Annotated in this window: 15 protein-coding genes; 8 read left to right on the plus strand and 7 right to left on the minus strand. The window is 37.2% G+C overall.

What is annotated here, in order from left to right:
* Window positions 1-254: 254 nt before the first annotated feature.
* From ACE3RB_RS15220 to ACE3RB_RS15250, 7 genes are all read right to left on the minus strand, one after another.
* Window positions 255-581 (minus strand): VanZ family protein, encoded by a 327-nt coding sequence (locus ACE3RB_RS15220; protein ID WP_374465002.1) that lies wholly within the window; start codon window positions 579-581, stop codon window positions 255-257.
* A 25-nt stretch (window positions 582-606) separates the two neighbouring features.
* On the minus strand, window positions 607-984 hold the full coding sequence (gene gcvH / locus ACE3RB_RS15225) for a glycine cleavage system protein GcvH (RefSeq protein ID WP_041461925.1): 378 nt from the start codon (window positions 982-984) through the stop codon (window positions 607-609).
* A gap of 107 nt (window positions 985-1,091) precedes the next feature.
* A complete protein-coding gene (gene sprA / locus ACE3RB_RS15230) occupies window positions 1,092-8,123 on the minus strand; it encodes a cell surface protein SprA (RefSeq protein ID WP_374465003.1) in 7,032 nt (2,343 codons plus the stop codon).
* Window positions 8,124-8,180: 57 nt separating this feature from the next.
* The gene (gene ruvA, locus ACE3RB_RS15235; RefSeq protein ID WP_114821945.1) at window positions 8,181-8,765 is read right to left on the minus strand and encodes a Holliday junction branch migration protein RuvA; all 585 of its coding nucleotides are present in this window, start codon (window positions 8,763-8,765) and stop codon (window positions 8,181-8,183) included.
* 200 nt (window positions 8,766-8,965) lie between these two features.
* Window positions 8,966-11,251: an NADP-dependent malic enzyme gene (locus ACE3RB_RS15240; protein ID WP_374464980.1), complete on the minus strand. Its 2,286-nt coding sequence runs from the start codon at window positions 11,249-11,251 to the stop codon at window positions 8,966-8,968.
* A 16-nt stretch (window positions 11,252-11,267) separates the two neighbouring features.
* Window positions 11,268-12,119, minus strand: a complete 852-nt coding sequence (locus ACE3RB_RS15245; RefSeq protein ID WP_374464981.1) for a BadF/BadG/BcrA/BcrD ATPase family protein — start codon at window positions 12,117-12,119, stop codon at window positions 11,268-11,270.
* An 84-nt stretch (window positions 12,120-12,203) separates the two neighbouring features.
* Window positions 12,204-12,467 (minus strand): hypothetical protein, encoded by a 264-nt coding sequence (locus ACE3RB_RS15250; RefSeq protein ID WP_002981716.1) that lies wholly within the window; start codon window positions 12,465-12,467, stop codon window positions 12,204-12,206.
* A gap of 364 nt (window positions 12,468-12,831) precedes the next feature.
* Here ACE3RB_RS15250 and ACE3RB_RS15255 point away from each other — a divergent pair, with 364 nt between their 5' ends.
* The 8 genes from ACE3RB_RS15255 to ACE3RB_RS15290 all read left to right on the plus strand — a co-directional run bounded on the left by ACE3RB_RS15255 (window position 12,832) and on the right by ACE3RB_RS15290 (window position 23,193).
* A complete protein-coding gene (locus ACE3RB_RS15255) occupies window positions 12,832-13,290 on the plus strand; it encodes a GtrA family protein (protein ID WP_374464982.1) in 459 nt (152 codons plus the stop codon).
* Between the two features lie 3 nt (window positions 13,291-13,293).
* Window positions 13,294-14,031: a lysophospholipid acyltransferase family protein gene (locus ACE3RB_RS15260; protein WP_374464983.1), complete on the plus strand. Its 738-nt coding sequence runs from the start codon at window positions 13,294-13,296 to the stop codon at window positions 14,029-14,031.
* 30 nt (window positions 14,032-14,061) lie between these two features.
* Window positions 14,062-15,507 (plus strand): MFS transporter, encoded by a 1,446-nt coding sequence (locus ACE3RB_RS15265; RefSeq protein WP_374464984.1) that lies wholly within the window; start codon window positions 14,062-14,064, stop codon window positions 15,505-15,507.
* A 91-nt stretch (window positions 15,508-15,598) separates the two neighbouring features.
* Entirely contained in the window at window positions 15,599-16,558 is a 960-nt protein-coding gene (locus ACE3RB_RS15270) for a DUF3810 domain-containing protein (protein WP_374464985.1), read from the plus strand.
* A gap of 730 nt (window positions 16,559-17,288) precedes the next feature.
* Window positions 17,289-18,803 carry a thioredoxin domain-containing protein gene (locus ACE3RB_RS15275; protein WP_374464986.1) on the plus strand — a complete coding sequence of 505 codons (1,515 nt, stop codon included), beginning with the start codon at window positions 17,289-17,291 and terminating at the stop codon, window positions 18,801-18,803.
* Between the two features lie 190 nt (window positions 18,804-18,993).
* Complete coding sequence (locus tag ACE3RB_RS15280; RefSeq protein ID WP_374464987.1) at window positions 18,994-21,189, plus strand: peptidase domain-containing ABC transporter; 2,196 nt, start codon at window positions 18,994-18,996, stop codon at window positions 21,187-21,189.
* 312 nt (window positions 21,190-21,501) lie between these two features.
* Complete coding sequence (locus tag ACE3RB_RS15285) at window positions 21,502-22,800, plus strand: HlyD family secretion protein (protein ID WP_131437699.1); 1,299 nt, start codon at window positions 21,502-21,504, stop codon at window positions 22,798-22,800.
* Window positions 22,801-23,034: 234 nt separating this feature from the next.
* Window positions 23,035-23,193, plus strand: coding sequence for a hypothetical protein (locus ACE3RB_RS15290; protein WP_374464988.1), 159 nt, complete (start codon window positions 23,035-23,037; stop codon window positions 23,191-23,193).
* The last annotated feature ends 182 nt before the right edge of the window (window positions 23,194-23,375 follow it).

Here is a 23,375-nt window from a genome sequence, read left to right on the forward strand (position 1 = left end):
TACTCATTACTTATAATCTGCCTAGCCCTGATAGGAATGGTTACCCCGCAGCAGGAGCTGGAGCGCGAGAGGGTTTGAGGATGGGAGGGCACTGGCTCGAGGAGTAAAAATGGATAGCAGGAAATAGCTCCAAAATAAAGTTGGAGAGTTTGAGAGTTGGAGAGCTGGAGTGTGGGAAAGTTGGGAAGGTAAAGTGGTTCTCTTATATTTAGAGATAGAAATATAGAATGATTAGCAGTTTTTCGAAAGTGGGATCAGAAAAAACGTTTGATCAATAGTTTGTAGGCATAGTATCCTAACAGACATCCTATAGTATCTGCAACGATATCTAAAGTTTCCATAGATCTGCCCAGTCCCATTTCTTCCTGCAGAATTTCAGTAAGGAATGCATAAATAAGGATGATCTGAAAGAAGTAGTAGAATTTTATTTTAGGAAATGTGGCAATGAAAGAAAAACCCAAAGCCGCAAAGATACTGAGATGCAAAACTTTGTCGATACCATTGAACATGAACCAATATTCATGGTTCTCTTCTCCGGGTTTGAGAAGCATATAAGTAAGAAATGCCCAATAAATGGGCAGTATCTTACTAAATATTTTTGAAATCTTATCCAATGATCGCTTTGTAATCATCTGCAGAAAGTAACTCTGACTGATCTGCTCCATCAGCAATTTCCAATTTGATGATCCATCCGTTTCCATAAGGATCTGTATTTAACAGTTCAGGCTGATCTTCCAAGTCTGAATTAAATTCAATAACCTTCCCTGAAACAGGCAAGAATAGATCTGAAACAGTCTTTACCGCTTCTACACTTCCGAAAACGTCTCCTCCATTAAGGTCATCATCTACAGTATCTACATCTACGTATACGATGTCTCCAAGTTCTCCCTGAGCGAAGTCTGTAATACCGATTGTAGCAACGTTACCTTCGATTCTGATCCATTCGTGATCTTTGGTGTACTTTAATTCTGATGGTGTGTTCATTTTTAAATTTTTATTTTGTACAAATGTATTCAAAAATATAGTAGCTTCAAATATCGGATATAAAAAAAGTCCTTCAAAACTGAAGGACTTTTAGGTTTGTATTATTTTTAGAATCCACCTCCGGATTCACCGAATGTAAATGTGGCTGAAATACCTGCTCTGATTGTAGACAGCGGGAATGCTGTGGAAATCTTATACTTTGAGGTCATCTGTTCGTAGAATACTCTCAGGTTCAGGTTCTCAGAAACGTTGTAATCTGCGGACAATTTAATGTTCATTAATCTTTGTCCTCCGGTAACCTGAGCATCATTTAACAGGATATTCATAATGGATGTTTTACTGTCTCTTAATGAAATATCTCCTCTGATGTTAAGGTCACTTCCTTTTCCTCTTGTTCCTCTACCTCTGATATTGGCTGTTCCCAATCTGAAGTTTCTGACAATATATCCAAGTCTTACTACGTATTCCGTATTGGCATCTTCAGTAAGCGTCTGGTTTACCAATCCCAGCACCATCATTCTGGTTCTGTTGTACTGTATCCCAAACTGCATATTGTTTCTCATGGTAACATCTATTCCAATAAGCGGAGAGAAGGATTCTACATACCCAACCTGTGCAAATGTATATGGATTGATTTTGTCTCCTGCATTTTTGATTACATTACCAGCATCATCTACAGTCTGATAATATCCGTTAGGGTTGTCATGATAATCTACATTGCTTTGTATACCCGTTGCAGTATAGGTAGCGGTATAAGCATGTGAAATATCGAATTTCGTGAACTGTCCACTAATGATCGGGATATTTTTTAATCCTGAATACGTAATTCTCCAGTTTGGTAATGGGAATCCTGATTTTTTAGGATTGGTCATCGGTGTCACAGACTTTCCTTCCATAGCTGCTCTAAAGGCAGGAATTAATACATAGGCGTTTCCGATGCTATAGTGCTGGGCAAATCCATTGTTATCCAATACTGCTCCAGGGCCTCCCAATTGCTGGGAAAGCGCTCTTGCATTTTCTCTGATCGCCTGATAAACAGCCTGTCCATCTTTAAACGATGTGCTAAGAAGCGTTGTCGTATTGGAATAAGTTGTCATTTCGCTGGCAAATGTAAAGTCCGGATCAGGAACTCCATTATTGGTATAGTTAAATCCTGTATGTGAGAAGTTACTGTTAAAAGTGTGCAATACATTCAGATCAACTCTTAAATCGTTCATCGGCATTACCTGTAAGTCTGCCCTCAATTCTTTGGTAGACATTCTTACGTATGGATCTGTCATATAGTTGGAACCACTCACCCATCCGTTTTCCATTACCGTTCTTCTGATATCTGCCTGTGATCCTAAAAGGAATCCAAGTGTCGGACCTCCCAGTGTCTGGCCGTATCCATACCAGTTTGGAGCTGATATTAGTCCCGGAAGCACTGTTCCGTTTGTTTCATTATAACTTACATTCAGCTGTTTGAATGAAGTCAGGAAGAATGCTGCACTTTGAAGTGGAGTAAGCCTGTTTTTAAATTTATATTTTTTATATCTGTATCTGTTCTTTTCCCATTGTTTTGCATATACGTTATTCAGAGAGTCCATCTCCTGTCTGCGCTTCTGCAGTTTTGCATTGATGTTTTTAAAGTAATTAAACTGACCAAAGAACTTAGGAAGATCTGCTGAAGCCGTTGCCTGAATAATATTGGTATTCTGACCCACTGATCCTAAACTCGCAGGTTGGTTAGTATTAGGATCCACAAATCCAAGCAATGAAGTAGATCTTGCTGCCCAGTTGTATGTAAATCCATATCCTACTTCCGCATCAATGAAATCCAGGTAAGGCAGGTACTGGAACGGCAGTTTATAATTCAGTTGTGCTCTGTGATTGTACAATACCGGTCTTCCTGCTCTGAATACATTTCCGAAGATCGACTTATTGTCCATGGAATTTACGTCCAGATTATCATTAAGGGTTCTTGTTGCTGAGTTGATTTCCAGCTTTAATGATTTTGTGAAATTAAATCCTAATCCATACTGCCATCCAAAGAAGAAGTTTCTGTTTTTGATGGCATCAAAGTCACTGTTCATGTTTCCGTTCAGGATTGCTTCCACGTTTCTGAACTCAAGCTCGTTATAATTTCTGTCGATTTCAGTTCTGAAAGATATTCTTGTAGGTATTGGATTAAAGTTGAATTCCTTCACCCATCTCAGATACTTTGTAGATTTTGCAGTATCGCTGATCATTTTGTTGAAAGGTTTGATCACCCACGGTTTGAATGTGTAGTTGTAATCAATATACCCTCTCAGATACTGTCTGTAGTTTCTCTTGGTATAAATATCCCTGTAATAGTCATCGTTATAAACAGCAGTTACAGAAACGTTTTCTATATCATAGAATTTAGGCTTCTTATTTGGATTTACTCTTTCCTTATGCATATTCACAACTCCTATACTTCTCTGCTGGGTATAAGTTCTCGCTACTTTTTTCAACTGATCTTTGTTTGGAGCCTTGCTGAACTCCACATCGGTGTCCAGAGGATTGTATTTCGGATCTTCAATAGTCTGTGAGTAAGAATAATTTAACGGAATCTTTACTCCGGTTTTTTCCGGAAGGAATTTATCTACATTAATCGCGGTATTAATGCTGAATGCTGATTGGGTAGACTGGGTTCTTTCTGCAGGTTTAGAATCAATATTCCCGAAACCAACAGATGTATAAGAGGCATTGGCATTCACTGTTGCAAGGTCTCCCATATTAAAGTTTAAGCTGGCGTTACCTGCATACCCTCCATCATTCTCAATTTCAGAAAGACGGATTTCGTTAACCCAAAGAACTCTCGTTATGGTAGAGTTTGTTCTTGGATCTGCATTTCTTACCCCAATCATGATTGTGGTAATATTTCCTAAACTAGGTCTACCTTTGATATAAATATTTTTATAAGGTTCCTGATATCCTGTGTCAACTGTTCTATTAGTAATTGCAACACCAGACTTATCTCTTCTGATTTTAGCATCTACAAAGTTCTGAACATCAAAATCAACTTCATTTTCTATTGGCCAGATCTCCATAGGAGCTGTTGCCGTTGTAGGAGTCATTCTTAGAGATGATTCATACTCGTAATAGTTATCAGTAGCATCGCTTCCGAAACGGATAAAGAATTTGGTATTCTCATCCAGTCCAATTACTCTGTTCAAAGGATCATGAGCATGTACAAACAGCTTCAGCTTTTTGTATCTTCTCATATCCAACGTTGTATTTTTGAATACACCTCTTGCCTCAGTTTTAAGATCTTTCACTTTCATATAAAGTGAAGCTTCATTCTGTCTCTGAGCTCCTGCGTTACCACTCAATACCTGTCTGTCGATTCCCGGAGGCAATACATATGGAGGCTGGTTCAGTGCATTTTCTTCAATATTTACACTTCCTATTTCAAAATTCGGATCTGTCACAGTTCCCGTTCCTTCTTCCGGATTAGTAACATTTAAACTTGCAATCTTACTGGTATATTTTCTCCAGTCTGATCTTACAAGATCCATTGTTCCGAATCTTAAAGTAGACGTTTGATCAAATCCTGTCAGCATTAATCTCGCAAATCTTACGTTATTTAACACAGATGGATCTGCTGTTCCTTCAGCTGGATCATAATTCGCCACAGGAATTCTGAACAAATACCATTTAACATCTGAGGTCTGTCCGTTCTGGAATGTTGCTTTTACTGTTTTTACATCTACAATATTATTTGACCCAAGTGATAAACTTGGCTGGTCAAGCTTTATAACATATTGGTTATAGTTTTCACTCTGATCAAGGTTGTAATCCTTATTAATATCCTCAGCATCCGGAGTTTGTGAAGATACATTCAGAGAGTTTGCTTCTGAGTTTCCTTCCGGGTTTCTAAAATACTTGTAACGTTCCACTACCGAAGCAGCCTGACTTCCTGTAAATTTATCAGAAAGATAGAATACGAAATCATCCACTGCTGGGTCAGCAATATTGGTTACCGGGTTTACAAAGGTATTCCCGAACCTCATGGCTTCCTGATCAGAAGTAAGACCATCATATCCTGCATCCTGAGTTCTTCTGTCATCTCCTTCTGTAGAGAATGCATATAAAATTGGCGGCTGTTTTGGCTGTACTCCCCAGTTTGAATTTGTTGTAGAAGAAGGAGTTCCCGGAGTAGGAAGTCCGTTTTCATACTGCATTTTTCCATCTTTCAGAACATCTTCGGAAACGTTTCCTAAGTGAAGTAAAAGCTTTGGATCAGCACCCAATGTTTTACCATCTGCATAAGGATCCATCATCCAGAATTCAACGTATTCAATATTTGAACTCACAAAGTTCGGAACACTGATGGATCTCATAATTCCAGCCCATCTGCTTTGTGTCTGTTCTGTTAAAGGATTAACGTTATACGGTCCTTTTTCTTTAGGAAAATAGGAAATATCGAAAGTATTCGTAAAGGTTTGTTCTCCTGCTACGAAATCTCTGTTGTTATAAATTTCGGAATATTGTACCCTTCTGGAAGCGTGATTGGATACAGACTGTGGTGTGATTCCTGCAGGAGCCTTTCCACCGACACCCCAGAATCTTGGGTCAATGTTATACCATGTTAATAGTCCTCTTCCATATCCACTTGTTATATCATCATTTGCCGGTACCGTATTAAATGGCGGTAATTTATTTTTTTCCGGTTTTGATGCAAGGCTCCATGCTGCCGGTTCTTTTAATGATATTTTAGAAGTTGTCTGTTCAAAATCGTCAATATATGACTGGTTATTGGTTCCTTTATTCAAGCCCGGTAATAAGTAGGCAGCTTCCATCTTGAAATTTAGATTGGATGGAGCTTCGGTTTTTACCATTGGAAGTTTATTGGTAAGCCTTGTCAGGTAAGGAGCCTGATTGTTGTACATCAGGTTGATCCCAGCCATGGTATTGTTTACGGCTTCCTGCCCGAAGTTTACTTTCTGGGTCAATGGAGATTCGGAGTAATTGATTACCGTTCCTCCTAAGATAAAGTTTTCACTGAATCTTCTTTCTAAGTTTAATCCTAGGAATCTTTTTCTTTGGGTATTAAATGTCAGCTGGTTTTCCAGTGAAATATTGATAGCCTGTCCGGACTGCTTTACATTCTCATTGATGATGGTAACCGTACCAAGCATATAATCTACGGTATAGTCTACTCCTTCCGTAAGCTGTACTCCATTTGCAGCTACTTTCACTGATCCCTGAGGAACGTTTACTGCTCCTAAAGAAATACCTTGTCCCTGAACGCCTTTATAACGGCCTTCCATGGTATATCTTTGTGAAAGGTTACTTGAGAGCGCCTGTTGTTTCTGCTTGGTATAAAGATCCTGAAATACATACTGAGGATCACTTGTACCCAATTTTGATTCCAGATATTTCCCGAAAGGCTGTACTTTGGTAAAGATGACTCTTCCTGTTTCCGGTCTGATGGTAAGACCATTGACAAAGTCGAAGATACCGTCTCCTTTACTTCCATCTTTATTATTCTGGATATCACCGTTCATATTGAGACGGTCCCAGTTAAATAATTTCAGTAAGTTCTGGTCTTTTACAGGAGTGTCCGGAAGATAGTTTACCTTACCTCCTGTTTTAGGATCTCTATAATATACGTTAAGGATAAATCCATCCGGAGCAACTTGTCCTGCATCTATAGAGTAGATATTTTTCATCATCAGATCCCACATCGGAGACTGAGTGTTGACTTTGTTATTTACTCTCAGTACTTTAGTAACCAGTACAGGGCTTTCTTCAGAAAACTCCCCTACTTTGTATACTTTATTGCTTCCGTTAACGGTATAGGAGTATGAAACGGCTAAAAGCTGCTGGTCATTAAGTTTTTGGTTTAATGAAATATATCCAAGCTGCGGCTGAAAAGTATATTCATTAGCATTCAGCTTCCTGGCTTTTGTATTGTATATAAATTGTTCCCCGTTATCATAAGGAGTGGGATCACCAGGAAGTACCTGTCCCTGGAAAATAGTACCATAGTTTTTTCCTGCTTCTCTGGTACCGGCTACCTCTGATACTTTATCATATAATCCGTTCAGAGAGTTATCTGGTAAAGTAGCTCCTCCTGCTGCTTCTCCCAGGTCTCTGATCCCGATAATACTTTTCTGATAGGCAAGATTACTGTTCCCCTGATCCAATACCCAAACTTCCAATCTGGTAATGTTGATTGTGGAATTGATTTGCGGATAATTAATCAAAGCATCGTCATACTTGTTCAGGAAATAGTGCCCTAAAAAGAAGTGCTGGTTTTCTTCATAGTCAATAGCATTGACTTTAAAGTTATTCATCACACCACCACCCTGAACTACAATATTACGGGCTTCACCCTGTTGCTGGGAAAGGACAACTGTTCCGAATGTTTTTCCTAGCTGGAACTCTGTTTTCACCCCGAACAATGACTGGGAACCACGGATAAGACTGGTCGAAAGCGGCATGTTTACGTTACCGAACTCAACTCTTTTGATTATTTTATCTTCTCCTCCTTCGTTAGGCTTATCAACATTTCCAAGGCCTTTGCTCTGAAGATCTTTCCAGCTTCCTTTTGCCTGCCAGACGAGATTCATCCTGTTTTCGAAAGCAAAACCGCTCTGGGTATCATAATTAGCCTTTAACTGAAGGTTTTCACCTACTTTCCCCAATAATCCCAGCTGAATTCTCTGATCTATATCAAAGGTAAAGCTGGTCCTGTTTTGCGGCAGGATCATCGGGTTATCTATTTTCTGGTAAAGTCCTGCAAAATCCAGGGATGCATACCCCGAAGGAATGATTTCAATTTTATTACCCCCGAAAATAGTTTCAAAAAGTCTGTTGTTGATCTGTAGTGAAGGAATAAGCCCCTTCTTTCTGGCATCGGATCTGTCTCTTCTGAAGAGAAGGTTATATTTATCAGATTTCTCCTTGTAATAGGCTTTTGTCTGGCTGGCAAGCATATATTCTTTATATTCTTCCGGAGACATGGCTGTAGGAGGACCTGTAATGGTATTTCCGATTTTGGGATATACGTAATACATCCCGGTTTTTATATCGTAATAGGCTTCGTACCTCGTAGGGTCAGCCACTTCATATTGTTTTCTTATGATCGCTGTATCTTTCTGTGCCTGCGCGAAAGCACTGACAGACATACACAGGAACGACAGGAACAAAAATATGTTAAGATGCTTAATATTCGCCACCAAATGTTAAATGTTTTTTAAGATTTGTTTAACCAATTCTTCTACAGAGATGCTTGGATTTTGTTTTATAATTTTATCCGCAATCTTTTCGCTGGTTCGTTTAGGAATGCCTAAAACTTCTAATGCAGATAACGATTCTTCCTTAATTTTATTATCCACCATCACAGAAATATTCGCGTTAGGATCACTGTATTTCTGTACTTTATCTTTAAGATCTACGATAATTCTTTCAGCAGTTTTTGCACCGATGCCTTTAGCTTTTTGGATCAATGCACTGTTTCCGGAAAGTATGGCTGAAGCAATCTCATCAAGGCTCAAAGTTGACAAAAGTATAAGTGCTGAGACAGCCCCCACTCCGTTAACACTTATTAACAGATTGAACATTTCTTTTTCTGAACGTGTGTTAAATCCAAAGAGAAGATGAGCATCCTCACGAATGATCTGCTGAATAAATAAAAAGGTCTGCTGATTCAAAACCAGCGTCTGTGAGGTCATCAAACTGATTCCCACGTAGTAACCAACTCCTTGCACATTGATGACAGCGTAGGTAGGTGTAAGTTCCTGAACAGTGCCTTGTAAAGAAAATATCATTATTAATTTTTAAAACTCCCAAATATAGCAATTTAAACTAATTAATGTTTTCATTTGATCTGCGAATGACTTTTAACTTAAATTTCAAATAAGAATTCAAGGAATTAACATAAAAACAAAAGACTCCAAAATATGGAGTCTTTTTTGTATCTGAACACCTCTTATGGTGTTATTTTTTAAATAATATTTGTATGTTTTTACTATTTCTTCTCTCTTCTCTGAGCATCAAGAACGGCAATTGTAGCAAGATTTACAATTTCATCTACGCTTGAACGCATCTGAAGGACGTGTACCGGCTGTTTTAATCCCATTAAGATAGGTCCTATTACCTGTGCAACCTTCATACCTCTCAAGATTTTATAAGAAAGGTTGGCACTTTCAAGGTTCGGGAAGATGAATGTATTGGCCGGAGTTGTTCCTAATTTTGAGAATGGATAATCACTCAGGTGATCTGCGTTCATTGCAAAATCGGGCTGAATTTCACCGTCTACAACCATTTTAGGATATTTTTCATGAAGAATTCCTACTGCTTTCGCAACTTTCTTGGAAGTTTCAGAGATAGCAGCAAAATTTTCAAATCCAAGCATTGCGATTCTTGGTTCAATCGCAAAAGATTTCACTGTAAATTCTGCCATTTTAGCAATATTCACCAAGTCCTCTGCTGTAGGGTTCTGGTTGATGGAAGTATCTGCAAAGAAAATAGGTTTCTTTTCAGACAGGATCATCATCATTGCCGCTACTTTGTCTACGCCTTTATCTTTTTCAATAACTTCTAAAACAGGACGTAAAACGGAAGTATAGTTTTTAGAGAATCCTATGATAAGTCCGTCAGTATCACCATGTCTCAGCATCAAAGGTCCAAAGTAATCTCTCTGGCGAACATATCTCTTCGCTTTGTACTCGTTCATTCCTTTTCTCTGACGAAGTTTCCAAAGGGTTTCTCTGTATTTTTTTCTGTTTTCTTTCTGATCATCATCACTTGGATCAATGATAGGGACATCCAGAGTAATTCCGTAACGCTCCATCTGCTCCTTGATGTATTTTTTATCCCCTAAAAGGCTTGGGTAAGCAATTCCTTCTTCATAAAGGATCTGAGCAGCTTTCAATACGTTGTATTCTTCAGCATTACCAAGGGTAATTCTTTTCGGATTGGATTTCGCACGGCTCTGCATCATTCTTACCAATCTTTCATCTCTACCCATTCTGTTTAAAAGCTGGTGCTCATATTCGTCAAAATCCGTAATGGTTTTTCTGGCAACACCACTTTCAATAGCTGCTTTTGCAACAGCGCTTGATACTTTTGTGATCAATCTGTTATCAAATGGTTTCGGAATGAAGTATTCTCTTCCGAACTGAAGATTCTGAACATTGTATGCTAAAATTACAGCTTCCGGCACCGGTTCTTTTGCAAGATCAGCAATGGCGTGTACCGCAGCCAGTTTCATGGCTTCATTAATTCCTGTAGCCTGTACATCCAATGCCCCACGGAAGATATAAGGGAATCCTAATACGTTATTTACCTGGTTAGGATAATCACTTCTTCCTGTAGCCATGATCACATCTTTACGGGTGTCGAGTGCAAGATCATAAGCAATTTCCGGATCAGGATTAGCTAAAGCAAATACGATAGGATTTTCGTTCATGCTCAATAGCATTTCAGGAGTCATTACGTTTCCTTTTGATAATCCAACGAAAACATCAGATCCTTTTACAGCATCTTCCAATGTTTCGATATCAGTCTGGGCGATGAAATCCAGTTTTTCAGGAGTAAGGTTTTCTCTTTTATGGTTGATTACTCCTTTACTGTCACACATCAGAACGTTTTCTTTTTTCAACCCTAATGAGATGTAAAGCTTTGTACACGCGATGGCCGCAGCTCCAGCTCCGTTTACCACCATTTTCACTTTATCAATATCCTTATTGGCAATCTGCAGAGAGTTAATCAATGCAGCAGCTGAGATAATTGCTGTTCCGTGCTGGTCGTCATGCATCAAAGGAATATTCAATTCCTCTTTCAGCCTTTGTTCTATATAAAAAGCTTCGGGAGCTTTAATATCTTCAAGGTTAATTCCTCCGAAAGTAGGAGCAATTCCTTTTACGATTTCAATAAATTTATCAGGATCTTTTTCATCGATCTCAATATCAAAAACGTTGATATCTGCGAAGATCTTGAACAAAAGTCCTTTCCCTTCCATTACCGGTTTTGAAGCTTCAGCACCAATATCTCCCAGTCCAAGTACGGCAGTACCGTTAGAAATTACTGCTACCAGATTTCCTTTTCCTGTGTAATCATAAACTGTTTCCGGTTTATCATGAATTTCCATACAAGGCACTGCTACTCCCGGAGAGTATGCCAATGACAGATCTCTTTGGGAAGAGTGAGGCTTTGATGGGATTACTTCAATTTTTCCTTTGGGTTCTGCTTTATGATAATCCAGCGCGGCCTGGCTAAAGTTCTTTTCGTCACGATTGTTGTTACTTGACATAAAATTTTGTTTTTTGTTAAAGTATATATTTAATGTGGTAATCTACTAAGCTTTCAATTGGTTTCTGAACTACATGTCCCACATTTAAATTAAGTTCTGTTGCTACAGAACGTAGTGTATTTTCATAATAATAAGCAATGGAGCCGATGAAATTAATCTCAGCTTCATACGCTTCCTCATAAGGGAGAACCTGGTATTCGAAGAAATTTTTCATTTCGTCAAAAACCATATCCCTGAAATAAGGATGGTCTTTTCTTTCGATTACAAATTTGGTAAAATTCGCCAGATATGCATTAGGTCTTGGAGTATGATACATATTTTTCAATGCATCTTCCACGGTAAGCTGATAATCTGCCTCAAATGCTTCATGAAGGTCTGCAGGCAGCTTCTTCATAAAATACCTGCGCACCAGCTGCTTTCCGATAGCACTTCCGCTTCCCTCATCTCCTATCAGGAATCCAAGTGAAGGTAATTCTATCTTCACATTTTCACCGTCAAAAAAACAGGAATTTGATCCTGTGCCCAAAATGCACACGATAGCAGGTTTTCCGCTGTAAGCCGCATATGCAGCAGCCATCAGATCTTCCTTCACAATTATTTCTGCTTTTCCAAAGACTTTTTTCAGTTCTTCTTCTATGGTTTCGCAGTTTTTTTTCACTCCGCATCCGGAACCATAAAAAAATACTTTGGTAATTGAGTTTTTAACCGATATCAGATTGCTATTTTTCTGGATCTCCGGAGCAATAAGCTCCCTGTTGATAAAATTCGGATTGAAACCGATTGTTTCCGTTTTCAGAAAAACTTTCTTAAAGTCATCAAGAATTACCCAATCCGTTTTAGTAGAACCACTATCTACAATAGCAACCATATTTTAGATTTTAATTTAAGGATGCTAAATTATGAATTTATCTTCAATTAGCATTTAAAACAACCTGGAAGCTGTCTAAAATCATTAATGTTTAATCTGTGTTTTTTTTTCATTGAATTGTAAAAGCCAATCTTCTATTTCATCTTCAAGATAGGAAGTCTGTAATTCCATGGCATTGATAAAATCATCAGGCACCGGCTCGCCAGTGGAGTTTTCAAGATTCCACAATTCGTTTGACATATTTTCATATTCGGAATACACTCTTTTGAAGCGGGAATTTTCTTTCTCAAGAGCCTCAATATTTTTCTGTTGAAGCTGGAATTTTCTGTATTTGTTTTGACGTTTCATACAAATATTATTAATAATTGGGTCATAAAATGTAGGAGGATATGCTCTTAGCTGCGCACTACAAGATAGAAAAAACCATCAACACAAAGAGTTGAAAATGAATTTATTATCAGGTCTTAATTACATCATTCTGAATATTAAAATTAGACATATTTTTTATTAAAAAAAATATTTTAACAACTTTTTTCAGTGTTTAACATATAGTTATAAATTTGCATATTCATATTGTGAAGGTATATAGTTTTGGAAGTTATAAAACCATTATTACAAGCAGGAAACCGTAAGATATTTATCTGCTGAGCTGTAAATCATTCCGGTACGCTATACAATATGTACAAACATGTTTAGTTTTTATATTCATTAAATGAAAAAAATACTCTTACGCCAGAAGCAGGTTTTGTTCTTCATCATTGCAGGAGGACTGAGTGCTATTGTAGAGATAGGCAGCTTTAAAGTTTTCAGCACCTATCTTCCGCATTTCATTGTAAAAGAAACCAACTTTTATGGTGTACATTATCCTCTGAGTAATATTTTCTCTACCAGCTGCGGAATTATTACCAATTATTTCCTGAGTATCTGGTTTGTCTTTGAAAGGGGAAAGCATTCAAAGAGAAAAGAGTTTGCTTACTTTATGATAGTATCCTTTTTTTCGACAATGCTCAGCTTAGGTTTTTTCCAGATTTTCTACAGTTTCATATTTAAAGATAATATCAATTTATTTTTTTATACCTTGAGCCCGGAAATGATCAGCAAAATTGCTGCAATATTGCTGGTTTCCATTCTGAATTATTCGATAAAAAAGAAAGTAATTTTTAACGGTTAGGCTGTGACAAAAATTTTAAATTATCTCTGGAGATTCTGGCTGCTTCTGTTGGCATTTTTTCTGACCGTTACCATCGGAATCCCTGTGTATATTTTATCTTTTAATAAAAAACATTATAAATACGGCTATAAGCTGGTCAGAATCTGGTGTTTCGGAATGTTCTACGGAATGGGTTTCAGATATGATCTTATTAAACTCTCCACTCAGGAAAAAGATAAGAATATACCGTATGTTTTTATCTCCAACCACACCTCTATCATGGATATCATGCTTGTCTGCATTTTGTTTCCAGATCATCCGATATGTTTTGTAGGTAAAAAGGAACTGGTAAAGATTCCGATTTTCGGAACTATATATAAAAGGATATGTGTGATGGTAGACAGAGCAAGTGCACGAAGCCGTGCTGATGTATACCGAAGATGTGCTGAAAAGATAGAAGAAGGTAACAGTATTGCCATTTTTCCTGAAGGCGGCGTACCCGATGACACTTCTGTTATCCTGGATGATTTTAAGGACGGAGCTTTTATGCTGTCCTCAAAACATCATTCTCCTATCGCTGTTTATACCTTTATCGGACTTAAGGAAATGTTTCCTTTTGAAAACTCAAAAGGCTACCCCGGAAGAGTAAAGGTGTATTTCAATGGAATTATTGAACCTACTGATTCGCCTAAAGACCTAAAGGCAGAGGCTTATGAGAAAATAAAAAAAACCTTAATGAGGTATTCCGTTGAAAGTAAATAGTTATATTTGTTTGTGAAATCTATAATAAATATGTCAAATTATTCTAAGCAAACCAATTGGGCTCAATTCATTCCGTTGGTTACTGTATTCTTCTTTTGGGGATTTGTAGCAGCCAGTAATGATATTCTGATCCCGGTTTTTCAAAAAGCCTTCAATCTGTCTCAAACCGAAAGTATGCTGGTCCAGATATGCTTTTATGTAGCGTATACTGTAGGCTCCTTAATTTATATGATCGTATCCAAGAGCCTGAAACAGGATCTGATCAACAAAATCGGGTACAAAAACGGTCTTATTGTGGGACTTTTGATTTCTGCACTGGGAACACTGTTGTTCTACCCTGCTGCCAATATGCATTCTTTTCCTTTAATGATCTCCGGATTATTTATTGTAGGTTTAGGATTCTCTCTTCAGCAGATTGTTGCCAATCCACTCGCTATTGAGGTAGGTCCTACGGAAACAGGATCACAAAGGTTAACAATGGCGGGAGGAATCAATAACTTAGGAACTACTATCGGACCACTTATTGTTTCGTTTGCCATCTTTGGTTCTGCCAGTGCTGCCAATACGGAAGCGAGTGTGGAAAGTGTAAAAGTACCTTACCTAATACTGGGAGCAGCTTTTGCCCTTGTAGCTTTAATGCTTAAGTTTTCTTCACTTCCTGCAATCACTCCAACCAATACTGAAAATACGGATGATGTGATTCCGGGAGAACACAGAACTTCTGCATTCCAGTATCCTCAATTGGTGATGGGAATGATCGCAATTTTCGTGTATGTAGGGGTAGAAGTTTCTACAGCAAGTAACCTTCCTGCTTATATGGAAAAAAGCCTGGGATTTGAAACGAAAGAAGTAGCTCCTTATATTTCATTGTATTGGGCATCATTAATGATTGGCCGTTGGACAGGTGCTGTAGAAGCATTTGATGTGAATGCAGGCTTCAAAAAAATCTTAAGGTTCCTGGCTCCCTATCTGGCGTTCGGCGTATTTTTACTGGTAAATGCTATTGCCAACCATGATCTTTCTCCTTTCTATGTATATGGATTTATCATCGTTGCTATGATCATCTGTGATATTTTAAGTAAAGGAAACCCGGCAAGAATGCTTTTAATCTTCTCTTTGGCAGGAATTACAGCCCTGCTTATAGGAATGTTCACTACAGGAATGGTATCTGTGTATGCATTTACCAGTGTAGGTCTTTTCTGTTCTACTTTATGGCCATGTATCTTCGCACTGGCCATCAACGGACTTGGAAAGCACACTAACCAGGGATCCGGATTCCTTATTATGATGATTATGGGAGGCGGAATTGTAAGTATGTTACAAGGATATATTGCAGATATTACGAATATTCACTTCAGTTATATCGTAGGGGTTATTTGTTTTGCTTATCTTGCATTCTATGCGATCCGTGTGAGTGGAATCTTAAAAGCCCAGGGCATTGATCTTGATAAAATATCTAAAGGCAGTGGTCATTAATATAACAAAGACAATATATAAGAAGAAAAGATTTTGGGCAGGTGTATTACTTGCCCAATTTCTTTTGTTTTATGGTTTCTCGAAATCCAAAATGATGATTTCTTTTTTTGAAAGTTTTTTTGAACTTCAAAAAGGAATTCACCAGATGCTGTTCAGCTGGATTCCGTTTTCTGTTGGAGATTTAGTTTATATTGTATTAGGCATTTTTCTTTTATATTATGTAATAGCTCTATTCAGGAAGCAGCAGAGACATGCTGCGATGATGAAGATCCTGATTATTATCAATGCCTTTTATTTCATTTACCAGGTGTTTTGGGGAATGCTGTACTTCCAGACTCCTGTTATTAAAAAGCTTTCAAGCCAGGAAGAACCTAATATAGACAAGGCAAAAAAATTAGCACTGATCTATCTTGAAAAATGTAAGGTTACCAGGCAATCTGTTCATGAGGATAATAAAGGCGTTTTCGTAATCACTGACTTGGCTTCTCTACAAAAGGAAATCCTGTACCAACAGACACAATTACCTTCTTATATTTCAGATAAAAAAGCTCCTCAGATATTGGATATTAAACCCAGCTTGTTCAAAAATGTAATGAACTTTACGGGAATACTCGGATACTACAATCCTTTTACTGCGGAAGCCCAATATAACTCTGAGTTACCCCATACTTTCATCCCTTTCACCACAGCCCATGAAAGCTCTCACCAATTGGGATTTGCAAGAGAGCAGGAAGCCAATTTTGTGGGATATTTAATAGGAATACATTCCAGCAACCCGGAACTGAGATACAGTACCGAATTTTTTACTCTAAAAAGTCTTTTAAGATTCATTGTGGAGGAAGATCCGGCGTTTGTAAAAAATATTCTTCGCCATTATTCTCCGGCTATGCAAAGAGACCGTGCTTATGAAAAGAGCTTCATCTTCAGACATCAGGGCTGGCTGGATGACTTCTTTGGATTTACCAACAATCTGTTTCTGAAGAGTAATCAGCAGGAAGGCTCTGTTACCTATTCTTACTTTATAGATCTTCTCTTAAACTATGAAAAATAGATAAAAAAAGAATCGTATCAGGCGATACGATTCTAAAAACACAAATGATGAAAAAAAATTTATTACCTTGACTTGTTCCCTCATTCAAGGCGATGTAAAAGTACGATATATTTTATAAATACAAAAACATTTCCATCCTTTTTTAAAACTTTATGAAAACTTTATGATTTTTTAAGTTTTTTTGAGTTCATCCGTTCTTGTCAAAAATCACATCAAATACTGATATTTAATAAACAAAACAGCGTTATAGCTTCATTAAAGCTATTAAATATTCACAAATCTAAACAATTGTTTAAATAAAAAATATTCCAATATAGCTTACTTTTTCCTTTGTTAGAAATTAGAGTTATCTCCTATATTCTATATGATATTTCTAAAATTTCAACTCTGAAATATCAGATATTCTCATAGAAAAAAATGAGATATTTTTAAATCAATTCCGTCTATTGTCTCAAAAAAAAGCAATTACATTCTGCAAACTAAAATCTATTGTTTATTATCTGACTTATTTTTCTATTCAAAATAATACCAGACGTTTTCTCTGAGAAGAGCTAAATCATTACTCAATATAAATATTCAGACTGCAATGCCTGATTTTTGCAATAAGCATATAAAATAAAATACTGAGGATCAAATAAAATCTATCAACAACCGTTTATATCTCACTAATAAAGGAGATTTTTTTTTGTATATTTAAAACATCTGTGTATTTTAGATAAAAATATTTAATATGATTTTTGACAAACTAATTAACCACCTAAAACTAGATAAACAGGAATTTATTTTCCAGTTCAACTCACATCCCAATTACCCATCTGCATTGGCATTCAGCGATACGCTGAACTTTATGGGGGTAAAAAATGACGCTTATGAACTTGACAAAGAATATTGGGACGAACTTCCGGAAGAATTTATCGCTATTGTTGAAAATTCATTTTCCCTTGTAAAAAAGTCAGGAAACAATTATTCAGTATATTCTGAAAAGGCAAAAACCTTCGGGAAAGAGGAGCTTTATAATAAATCAACCGACTTTGTACTTCTGTTTGAGAAAACAGAGAATGCGGAAAACAAGCTGACATTCAATTTTAAGCCGGTCCTGTACATTATTTTTGCTGTTGTACTTGCTTATTCTTTTATAAGTCAAACCATTTATGAAGCTATATTCAATCTTCTTTCATTAGCAGGAGTTTATATTTCCCTGGAAATTTTCAACCAGAAATTCGGAAATACCTCTACTGTTATCGGAAGTATATGCGGAGGCGGAGGTACTGCTGCCAGCCAGACAGCCAACTCGTGTGATAAAATTATAAAACAGGATAAAACCAGCATTCTAAGTTTAAAATTCGCAGATTTTTCCCTGATTTATTTCACAGGAATTACGGTACTGGGCTTGTTCTTACCGACTACAGCTTATATTGTAAAGGCATTTACATTCGTTTCTGTACTTGCCATCGGATACTCTCTGTATATTCAGGCATTTGTAGAAAAAACGTTTTGTAGGGTATGTCTGTTGATTATTTCAATCCTTGCAGGACAACTTGTAATAAGCAGTTTACTTTTCGAGAATCTTTCTTTCAGCGTGGGAGTACTTTTACTGACAATTATCCTGTGGGCACTTGTTTTCTCTGCTGTTATTTATTTCAACACCCTTCTTGAGCAAAAAGAAGCACTTCAAAAATCAAATGCAAAAAATCTCAGATTCAAAAGAAATTATGAGCTTTTCAAAGATCAGATGATGCAAAATCCGAAAATAGAATTCCAGGATACCGAAACTTTTGCTGTTGGAAAAAGAGATGCCAAACTTCGCATATCAATTGTTTCCAATCCATACTGTGGTTTCTGTAAAGATGCTCATAAACTGGTAGAAGGCCTTTTGGAGAAATATCCGGACAACCTCTCTTTGCAGATGAGATTCAATTACAGCCCTGACAGAGCTCCTGAAAAATATACACAGCTTATCTCGGACCTAACTTATATTTATCATAACAAACCTGAAAAAGAGTTTTTACATGCCGTAGAAGAATGGTTTGAAACCAAGGATGAAAGCAAAATCAATACCCTTGCAGGAGGAAACATAACATCAGAAAATCTTAATCCATTAGTAGAAATGTCAAAGGAAAACAGTAATGCAGGATTAAGCTTTACGCCTATCTTTATTATCAATGGATATCAGTTTCCAGACAAGTATGATCGTGAAGATATTTTATTCTTTATTGATGAATTAATAGAGGATGATGAGATTTAATTATTAAATCTTATCCATTTAAAAATTTCCCTATCTTAGGAAAAACAAAATAACCATCTGAAAAGGTGTAAAAGAGTAGAAAAACGGTAACAAATGGGACTATATCCAATGTACCATTTCATTGAATTATAATTGAATTAAAGCAAAAATGTCGCCATTCACCGGCGGCATTTTATAATGAGTAGTAGTTTTGAAAAAAAAGTTTCCTTTTTATAAGCAGCCGGATACCAAAGACTGTGGTCCTACATGCCTCAGGATTGTCAGTAAGTATTATGGTAAAAGCATATCCCTGCAGCAGATTCGTAACCTTTCCGAGACAACCCGTGAAGGAAGCAGTCTTCTTGGACTGAGTGATGCGGCAGAAAACCTCGGATTCCGGTCTATGGGAGTCCAGATCGATTTCAATACCCTCGCAGAAGAAGTTCCTTTTCCATGTGTGGCACACTGGAATAAAAATCATTTTGTTGTCGTATACAAAATTGATAAGAATAATAAAGTATATATTTCAGATCCCAGTTACGGGCTCATCACTTACACACGGGAAGAGTTCATCAGATCATGGATTGGAGAAAATGCAAATGAAAATACGGAAGAAGGAATTGTCCTGATCCTTGAAACAACTCCGGCATTCTTCCAGACAGAATTTGATGCTGAAGAAAGTAAGGCTAGTTTTACATTCCTTTCCAAATATCTTCTTAAGTATAAAACACTTGTTATTCAACTTGCTATCGGGCTTTTGGGAGGAAGTTTACTTTCCCTGATATTTCCGTTTCTTACCCAAAGTATAGTAGACGTCGGGATCCAGAACCAGGATATAAATTTTATCTATGTGGTTTTACTTGCACAGATCATGCTATTCCTGGGAAGAATGGGAATTGAGACCATCCGAAGCTGGATCCTCCTTCACCTTTCCGCAAGAATTAACATTTCGATCATCTCTGATTTCTTTATCAAACTGATGAAACTTCCTATAAGTTTCTTTGATACAAGAATGACCGGGGATATCATGCAGAGAATAAATGACCACCACAGAATTGAACAGCTTCTTACAAGTTCTTCACTGAATACGTTATTCTCGCTGGTCAATCTTATTATTTTCAGTATTGTACTGTTATTTTATGATTACAGGCTTTTCCTTGTTTACCTTGTAGGAGCCGTACTGTATGTCGGCTGGATCAGTTTCTTCCTGAAAAAAAGAAAAGAACTCGATTATAAAAGATTCTCCCAGGTATCTCAGGAGCAGAGTAAAGTGATCGAGCTCATCAACGGTATGCAGGAAATTAAGATGCATAATGCCGAAAAACAAAAACGATGGGATTGGGAATTTCTTCAGGTAAAACTGTTTAAAATCCGGATAAAATCTCTTTCACTGGAGCAATGGCAATCTGTGGGAGGTAACTTTATCAACCAGATGAAAGATATCCTGGTGAGTTTTCTTTCTGCAAAACTTGTGTTAAGCGGAAATCTTACTTTAGGGATGATGCTTTCCGTTCAGTATATCATTGGACAGCTGAACAGTCCGCTCCTTCAGCTTATTGATTTTATCAAGCAGACCCAGGATGCGAAAATTTCCCTTGAAAGATTGGGAGAAATCCATGATAAGGATGATGAAGAAGATAAGAATGAACAATACGTCACAGATATTCCGAAAAAAGATATCGAAATCAAAGATATGTCGTTCAGGTATATCGGTTCTGATGTTCCGGTTTTTGAAAACTTAAACCTTACGATACCTTATCAGCAGACAACTGCTATTGTAGGTGCCAGTGGAAGTGGAAAAACAACCCTGTTGAAACTGTTGATGAAGTTTTATGATCCAGACCAGGGAGAAATCAGAATCGGGAATACCAATATGAAAAATATTTCCCCGAGATACTGGAGAGATCATTGCGGAGTGGTAATGCAGGAAGGCTATGTATTCAATGATACCATTGCCAATAATATTGCTGTTGGTGAAGATCATATTGATAAACAAAAACTGAGACGCGCCGTAGAAATTGCCAATATCAAAGAATTTATAGAAGGCCTTCCATTGAGTTACAATACAAAAATCGGTAATGAAGGTGTTGGAGTCAGCGGTGGCCAAAAGCAAAGATTATTCATTGCAAGGGCTGTTTATAAAGCTCCGGAATACATTTTATTTGATGAAGCTACTTCTGCACTGGATGCCAACAATGAAAAAGTGATTATGGAAAATCTTGAGCAGTTCTTCAAAGGCAAAACGGCTGTAGTTATTGCCCACAGACTCTCCACAGTAAGACATGCCGATAAGATCATTGTGCTTGATCAGGGAAGAGTGGTAGAAGAAGGAAGCCATGCTGAGCTGGTAGATTTAAGGGGAGAATATTACAGACTGGTAAGAAACCAGCTTGAATTAGGAAATTAAACAAGATAAAGTCAACATATAGCGGAATCCGAAAAGCTTACAGAGTAGGAAAAATAAAAACTAATATTAATCATGAAAAATCTTAAAAAACTTTCGAGAAAAGATTTGACATTTGTCAGCGGAGGCGTTGTAATCCCGGACAACAACTGCTGTGGATCATGGTGTCTTGGCAGCTGGGTACCATGCCGCATAAAGCATTTTGAATGCCCGCCGGATGCAGACACTTCGCCGCCATCATGGTATGACGGGAACTGCCCAATTATTTAAATTATATTCCCCCTGAAATATTGGGGGAAATTTTACCTCAGAACAATGAAAGAAGACGTTTTAGACAATATTGAACTCCGCTCAGAAAGCGTACAGGATATTCTTACCCAGCCTCCGCATTGGATGATCCGCTGGGGAAATACCGTTATATTTGTTATCCTCCTGCTTATCCTTCTGATGAGCTACATTATAAAATATCCGGAATTTGTACCCGCCCCCATTATTGTAACTTCTCAGAACCCACCTGAGAAAATAGAAGCAAGGACCAGCTCTAAAATTGAAAAAATATTCATAAAAGATCATCAGGAAGTTAAAAAGAATGATGTACTGATGGTGATGCAGTCTGCAGCCAATTATAAGGATATTTTAGAACTGAAAAAACTGGTGGATTCTATTACACCTGATAAATTATACACCTTCCCTATTGCCCAGGCTTCAAGATTTAAGCTGGGTGAGTTACAGGGTGAATACAACAGTTTCGCCAAAGCATTTCAGGATGAAGCACTCTTTACAAGGTTACAGCCTTATGCTCCTGAAAATCTGGCTGCCAATCAGAGTATTTCTGAATATAGAGTCAGAATTGCTACTTTAAAGCAGCAGAAAAACCTTGAGTCTATTAAATATGACCTGACTAAGAAAAACTTTAACAGATCTCAGGAACTATTTAACCAGGGTGTTATTTCAGCGATGGAACTTGAAAATGAAAAGATCAAATATCTTCAGGCTCAGCAAAATCTCGAAAATATTAAAATCTCCATATCACAAATGGATGAAGGGATCTCCAACCTGAATAAAACCAAAAGCGGAACTGCCATTAATACAGAAAAAGACAGAATTACATACTCTTCACAAACCTTACAGCTTCTTGAGCAGCTGCGAAAATCTTTAAAACAGTGGGAACTGAACTATCTGGTAATTTCATCCACAGACGGTGTTGCCAGTTTTCAGCAGTTTTTCGGCGAAAATCAGTTCGTAAAGGTTGGTGAACCTATCCTTTCTATTCTTCCTAAAAATAAAGAACAGTTAGTGGGCAGAATGTCTGTTCCTACAACAAACTCAGGAAAAATAACTCCGGGTGAAAAAGTACTCATCAAACTGGACAATTACCGATTCCAGGAATATGGTATCATCGAAGGAAAAGTACAGAATATATCTCTTATTCCTGATGAAAAAGGGAATTATTACGTAGATGTTATTTTACCAAAAGGATTAAAAACGAGCTATAACAAAACACTTACGTTTGATAAAGAACTTCGGGGCAGCGCAGAGATCGTAACACAGGATCTGCGACTGATTGAAAGATTTTTCTATCAGATCAGAAAACTCCTTGGATATCAGGTTTAATAAACCAATAGGAAAAAGTAAGAGCCGTTCCGCAGATTGCAGAACGGCTCTTACTTTATATTTTTACAGATACTGAAAATTACCGTAGACCGTTTAAACAAGCCATTAGACGCATTATCCGATTCAATAAAGCATTCCAGATATTCCAAAAATAAGCTATAGAAAAGCGAATACGAGGAAAATATGTGTATAGAAAGATAAATGCATAAACGCCATGACAAAAATAAACGGCGGATGTTCCCTGGAACTTCTTATAAGAAGACTAAAATCTTAAAAAAAGGAAATCTTCTAAAAGAATTAAAAGATGAAGTTAGGATACTTTTAAAAATAAAAACAGCAATCATTAAATCAATGATTGCTGTTTATTGTAGCGAAGACGGGAGTATAGATTAATTTCAATAAACAACCATAAATATTTATTTTATTGTTTTTTAACATTTTACAATATTTTATAACACAATGAAAAACATTAAAACCCAATGAACAATCCCAAATTTAGTCCCCGATTTTTGAAGGAGGGACTAATAAAAATTACCCAAATTGAATTATTATTAGGTTTCGATATTGTCTCTGTC

The sequence above is a fragment of the Chryseobacterium sp. genome, assembly GCF_041914225.1.
Lineage (GTDB): Bacteria > Bacteroidota > Bacteroidia > Flavobacteriales > Weeksellaceae > Chryseobacterium.